Origin of the sequence: Gordonibacter sp. An230 (assembly GCF_002159915.1) — a bacterium.
Lineage (GTDB): Bacteria > Actinomycetota > Coriobacteriia > Coriobacteriales > Eggerthellaceae > Rubneribacter.
On the sequence record NZ_NFJP01000001.1, the window covers coordinates 326632 to 332631 of the forward strand.

Annotated in this window: 4 protein-coding genes; 1 reads left to right on the plus strand and 3 read right to left on the minus strand. The window is 66.9% G+C overall.

Features of this window, described 5'->3' with window-relative positions:
* Positions 1-293: 293 nt before the first annotated feature.
* From B5F40_RS01190 to amaP, 3 genes are all read right to left on the minus strand, one after another.
* Positions 294-818 carry an Asp23/Gls24 family envelope stress response protein gene (locus B5F40_RS01190; RefSeq protein WP_087192539.1) on the minus strand — a complete coding sequence of 175 codons (525 nt, stop codon included), beginning with the start codon at positions 816-818 and terminating at the stop codon, positions 294-296.
* Positions 819-946: 128 nt separating this feature from the next.
* Complete coding sequence (locus tag B5F40_RS01195) at positions 947-1576, minus strand: DUF2273 domain-containing protein (RefSeq protein ID WP_239442835.1); 630 nt, start codon at positions 1574-1576, stop codon at positions 947-949.
* A 12-nt stretch (positions 1577-1588) separates the two neighbouring features.
* Positions 1589-2218 (minus strand): alkaline shock response membrane anchor protein AmaP, encoded by a 630-nt coding sequence (amaP, locus tag B5F40_RS01200; protein ID WP_087192540.1) that lies wholly within the window; start codon positions 2216-2218, stop codon positions 1589-1591.
* Between the two features lie 348 nt (positions 2219-2566).
* On the opposite strand from amaP, the gene B5F40_RS01205 reads away from it, so the two are divergent.
* The gene (locus B5F40_RS01205; RefSeq protein WP_087192541.1) at positions 2567-5974 is read left to right on the plus strand and encodes a lectin-like protein; all 3408 of its coding nucleotides are present in this window, start codon (positions 2567-2569) and stop codon (positions 5972-5974) included.
* Positions 5975-6000: the final 26 nt, after the last annotated feature.

Consider the following 6000-nt stretch of genomic DNA (forward strand, 5'->3'; position numbering starts at 1 on the left):
AGGTTGCGCGGTGAAGCACGCCCTGTTCGGCGCTGGTTGTGAAGCGCGCCCCTTGCGATGGCGGGCGTGCGTGACGCAGCTGCGACTCCGCCGCAACGCGTTCGTCGCGCGTGGCGACAGCTCGTTTCCGCCTTGTGCGTCGAGGCTTTCCTTCCCGCATCCCACCTGCCTTTTTCGGTGTAGCCTCGACCTGCATGCGAAAGCCCGCCGCGCGCGTGGCGTGGCGGGCGTGGGAGACGGGGCGCGGAGCTCGGACGGGGCGGCTCCGCGGCACGGCGCCGAGGCGGCGTCTTTTAGTTGGACGAGCCGTCCTGCTGCCCGTCGCCGTTGTTGTTGCCGTTCTTCTGGTCGTACTCGTCCTGTGTCATGACGTCGACCACATTCACGGTCATCTCGATCACCTCGAGGCCGGTCATGTCCTTGAGGTCCTCGCCGACGACCTTTTTGATCTCGTCGAACACCTGGGGCGCTGATTTTCCGTACTCGAGGATGACGTCGAGGTCGAGCTTGGCGCCCGCATCGTCGATGATGTCGGCGTCGACGCCCTTGGTCTTGTCGGCGCCGCCGAGGCCCTCTTGGATGCGAGAGAGGACGTTGCCCTTCATGTCGATGATGCCGTCGATCTTCTGCGCGGCGAGCGAGGAGATCTTCTCCACGACGTTCTCGTTGATGACCAGCTTGTACACCGGCTCGGCGGAGACGTCTTCGAGGTCGCGCAGGTCGAAGGAATCGCCCTTGCCCTTGCTCTTCTCGTCTACGGAGGAGTACGGGTCGTAGGTGCTCTTGGTGCTGCTGGGGTTCAGGGTGCTCTGGGCCATGGTGCTTCCTTTCTGTTGGGGATGAACGCTGTGTTGCCGGCGGTGCGTGCCAGGCGGCTTGGGCACGGCCGTCGAGCGTCGGGCCGCGCGCAGTCGCCGGGCGCGCACCGCCGGCTTGTGCAAACTTGTTAGGTGAGGCGCTTGAGGACGCTGCTCACACGTTCGCGAGCGGCGCGGTCTCCGTCGCGGTACATGCCTATGGCAACGCCGACGGCGGCGAACAGCGCCAGCAGCACAGTGGGCCAGAAGCCCACAATGAGGATGAGCGCCGCTGCGACGAACCCGATGGTTCCGTAGAGGACCGCGTGCCCGTGATTCTCCATGGCGGAAGTTACCGCGCGCTTGGCTTCGGCGGATACGCTGCGACCGCTTTGCGTTTCGGTATCGGCTTTCGTCTCGGTGCCAGATGGCTCGGCGTCGCTTTTGCCGGGTTTTGCGTTGCCGTGAGACTCGCTCCCGATGCGACCGGGCGTGCCGGCCGCGGCCTTGCCACGGGCGCCTTGCGCGCTTTCGGCCTTGCCTTCGCCGCTTGCGCCTCTGGCGGAAGCCATGCTGCTCGTGCCAAGTGCGATGTGGCTCTGCGGAGAATCCTCGCGACGGGCGCCGTTTTGCCGAATTCCGACGACCTGCTTGGCGTCATGCGTGTCTTCCTTGGCGGTGCTCGAAGGTTCGAGGGCGTCTTTCGGCGTTGATGGCGAATGCTTCGTAGGCATGTCAATCTCGTTGACAACGTGCCGCTCCATCACTAATTGGGTCATGCGTGCACCTCCTTACGCGCTCTTGCCCACCGCGTGGGCCGGCACCGGCTGCGTCTGGTGAGGGCGACGCGCGTCGGCGGCTTGGCTGGTGGCTTGGTTGGTGAACGCGGGCGTGACCACGTCGGCGTCGCCGATGAACGTGATGCGCACGCTGTCCACCGGGTAGCCGGTGAAGGCTTCGAGCGTCGCGGCGATCTCGTCTTGCAGCTTAGCTCCAAGCTGTCCCAGCTCGGCGTTGCGGCCCGGGTCGATTTTCGCGTGAATGGTCATGCGCGGCTCGCGCTTGTTCGCGATGTCCGCCTTGACGGAGCTGACGGACATGCCGCGATGCCCCTCCACAACATGCTTGACCGTGGACTGGATGGCGTTTTGCGTGATGGCGATGCTGCCGTTGCCGCGATCGAGCTCAAGCTGCGAGTGCTTGCCCGGCGCCGAGATCGCGCGGATGAGCACGACCAGCAGCCCTGCTGCGGTGATGCCCAGCAACACGGCCTCCACCACGTAGAACCAGGGCATGCTCATCAGCCACGCGATTGCGGGGAACAAGGGCTCCCACGCGAACCACAAGGACGCGAGGACGCCGACGCCCAGCACGGCAGCAATGACGAACACGATCATGCAAAAGCGTTTGAACTTTCCCATGGGTTGCCGCCTTTCTTCTCGTGCGCGCCGAGCGTTCGACGCGCTGTCGGATAGAGTGCGATCACTCTAGGGGAAGCGCGAAGCGCCGTGACTGCCCGAGCGGAAGTGCCGCCGGACGTTTGCCGTGACGTTGAGGCCCTGTAGCCCTGCAAGAGGCAGGCGGCCCCGGGGTGGGGAAGGCGCGGAGGGAGGGCGCGAACGCGCCGCACAGGCGGTCAAAACGACCGGGGGGAGGAGTGCCCTGCTCATTTTTGGGAAACGGCTGTACGAGGCTCATTCGAGCCGGTAAAATCCTGTCAATTTACTAACGTTTGCGCTGCGGCGACGCTTCGAGCAAGGCGGTGGGCCATGGGGAAGAAGGCTTTGAGAAGGTGCGCGGAGGGCGTCGCTGCCCTGGCGCTCGCGCTTCTCTTGGGCGCGGGCGCGGTTCCCGCGATGGCGGCGGAGGGCTCGGGAGGCGACGGGGCGCTCTCAGTGTCCGTGCGGACGGATGCGGACTCGTACGCCGAAGGCGACCGCGTGGCGCTGACCGTCGTGCTCGAGAACGCCTCGGACGCGGAGCTGGCCGGCGTGGAGGCGTCGCTGTCCGTTCCGCAGGGCGTCGTTCTGGACGATCCGGCTGCGTCCCATGCGGTCGTGGGCGCGCTTGCGGCCGGGGAGTCGCGGGAGCTGTCGCTTTCGGGGACCGCGCGCGCGGCCGCCCCGCAGGGTCCCGGGGAAGGCGGCGCGGCGGCGGGCGGCGACGCCGGGGACGGCGGGCCGGGCGGCGGTCTCCTCGCGAAGCTGGGCGACCCTGCGTGTGTGGTGGCTGCGGCGTTGGCGATGGCGGCTCTGGTATGTGCCGTCGTGGTTGTCTCGCGCAGACGCGCCCGAGCCGCCCGGGCCGCGCGGCAGGGGACGCTGTGCCTGCTGGCGGCGGTTTTGGCGGCCTCCCTGGCTCCGCCCGTCCCGGCATCGGCTGCGCAGGGCCAGACGTCCGATGCGCCGGGGGTGGAGCGGACGGTCGGGGCCTCGTGCCCCGTGACCGCGGCGGGCGCGAACGGGGAGATCTCGGTGACCGCGACCTACCTGGGGCGGCCCGCGTCGCTTGAGATCGACCGCTCGCTGCTTTTGAAGGCGGGCGATCTGGACATGTACGAGATTCCCTCCGACGCCCTCTTGGAAGGGTCGCTCGACACCGGCGGGCTCGACGTGGCCTCGCTGTCGTTCTCGGTGCTCGACGGCAAGGGCAACGAGGTCGACTCCGGCGCCGTCAAGGTTGCCGATCATTGGGTCGCGGAGGGCATGGGCCTGCTCAGGGGCTCGCACACCGTGACGGTGACCTGCGCCTTCACGAACGGGGAGGAGGCCTCCGATACGGTGGAGCTCCTGTATCCCAGCAACGACCGCATGGACGACCTGTCCATCGACCGCGCCGATGCCGACGGCGACGGTCTGATTGGCTACCTGGAGACGTACTACGGCACCGATCCGGGCAATCCCGACACCGACGGCGACGGCCTCTCGGACTTCCTGGAGATCACCCGCCTGAGCTATGATCCCCTCTCGCCCGACACCGACGGCAACGGCACGCCCGACGGCGACGAGGATCCCGACGGCGACGGCCTGACGAATGTGGAGGAGGTGCGCCTCGGCACCGACCCGGTGTCGGCCGACACCGACCTCGACTACCTGTCCGACGGCGACGAGGTGCGCCTCGGCACCGACCCCCTCGTGCCCGACATCGACGGCGACGGCGCGTACGATGGATGGGAGGTGGAGCGCGGCTACGATCCCCTCGTCGCCCAAGGCTCTTTCGAGGCCGGCGAGAGCCGCTCCTCGGAGAAGGTGTCCGTGACGCTTTCGGTGGAGACGTCCGGCGAGGCGGTCGAGCAAGCGTACATCCTGCCCATATCCGGCACGCCCTCGGCCCTCGACCTCCAGAGCACTCCTGGTTTCGTGTGCGGTTGGAACTTCGAGGCCCCCGACGAGCGCGCCGGGGCGACCGTGACGTTCGACCTCGATCCCGCCCTGTTCGACGACCCCTCCTTCGACCCGCAGGTGTACTGGTACGACGAGGAGTCCCAGCAGCTCGTGGAGCAGCCCTCGTCGCGCGACGGCGCCCGCATCGTGTTCCAGCCCGAGCATTTCTCGACGTTTCTCGTGGTTGATGCGAGCGAGTTCGAGCCTTTCTGGAACGAGGACACGTGCTACGAGGTGGTTGACGAGCAGCTGTCGTGGACTGAGGCCGAGGAGACGGCCAGGCTCAAGGGCGGCCACCTTGCCGTCATCGACAGCGCAGAGAAGCAGGAGGAGATTCACCGGGTCGTTCAGAGGGGCTCGAAGGGGTTCTACTGGATAGGCATGCGCGACGTGGTCGAAGGGGACGGCCGGAGCTTCGAGTGGGTGGACGGAACCCCGGTGGGCTACACGAACTGGTCGCCCGGAGAGCCGAACAACATGCAGTGGTCCTATGGCGACGAGGACTACGTCGGCATGTGGCGCAGAGGGGACGGCGGCTGGAACGACTTCGTCAATGAGGGCTACCGCACCGACGGCTCCTGCGGCTACGTCGTCGAGTACGACTGGGGGACCGACTCCAACGGCGATGGCATCTCCGACTACCATTCTCGCCTCATCTTCGACGGCACGCTCACTCTCGCGAACGGCACGGCGCCCTACAAGGGCATCGACTTCAACCTGAGCGCCGATTACGACGGAGACGGTCTTCTGAACGGCGAGGAGGTGACGGTCGAGACCTTCTTCACGTCGGAAGGCGAGCGGCGTGCGTACCTCAAGATCCTTTCCGACCCGTGCTCTCCCGGGGCCTACGACGGCCCGGACTCCCGCACGCTGGCCATCCTGGCCGCGCTGTGCTACGAGGACGGCACGGCGGCCAAGGAGGAGGGGCGGTTCTACCGGATGGACGAGATCAAGGGGGCTCCCGAAGTGCCCGAGGGGCATGATCTGTATGATCAAGAGAGCAGCGAGGGGTACTATTTCCTCAACGGCGCGAGCGTGGATCCCGTAGACGGCGAGGACAGGGATGTCGCCCTGGAGTGGAAGGTCGCCGAGTTCGAGCGCGAGCCCGTCGGCGTCCTCGGAGCCCACTACGACGCCACCGTCTACGTCCGAGGCAAGGAGGTGGTGCTGGCCTACCGGGGCACGAGCGAGGGTCCCGAATGGATCAACGACTTCCTGGGGGGCGTCTGGAACGCCAACGGCGAGGAGCCTCTTGCTCGGGGAACTGCCAGCCGCGTCGCCGCCAAGTACGCCGCCCGGGGCTACGACGTCTACGTGACGGGCCACTCCCTCGGGGGCTACCTCGCCCAGGTGGGCGCGGCCGAGATCTTAGGCACGCCCTGGGCCGGCCAGGTGCGGGCCGTGGAGTACTTCAACGGGATGGGCCTCGACTACGCGCTGTGGGGCGACTTTTTCCCCATGTACGCCGCCGAGCGGGCCCTCCTCTCGGGCTTCCACTCCCGCACCGGATCCCTTGTTTGCCACCGCATCTACGGCGACCCCATATCTCTGCTCGGTCGCCACTCGGGCGACGTGCGCGTGTACGATGCTGAGCGGGAGTGCATAGACAACCATTTCCGGCTGAATTCCCTCGACCCCGGAAACGTCTTTTTGAAGATCGGCGACCTCTGCGCGGTCATCAGGTCGGTCGAACCGGCTTTGGCTTCCATGAAGTATGGGATCGCCCTGCCCGTGGTGTACATGTGGTCGGTCCACGAGACGGACAGCTTCTTCTACTCGATAAGGAGGGGGTGAGCGCCATGCCCGACGCCCGCCCCGCC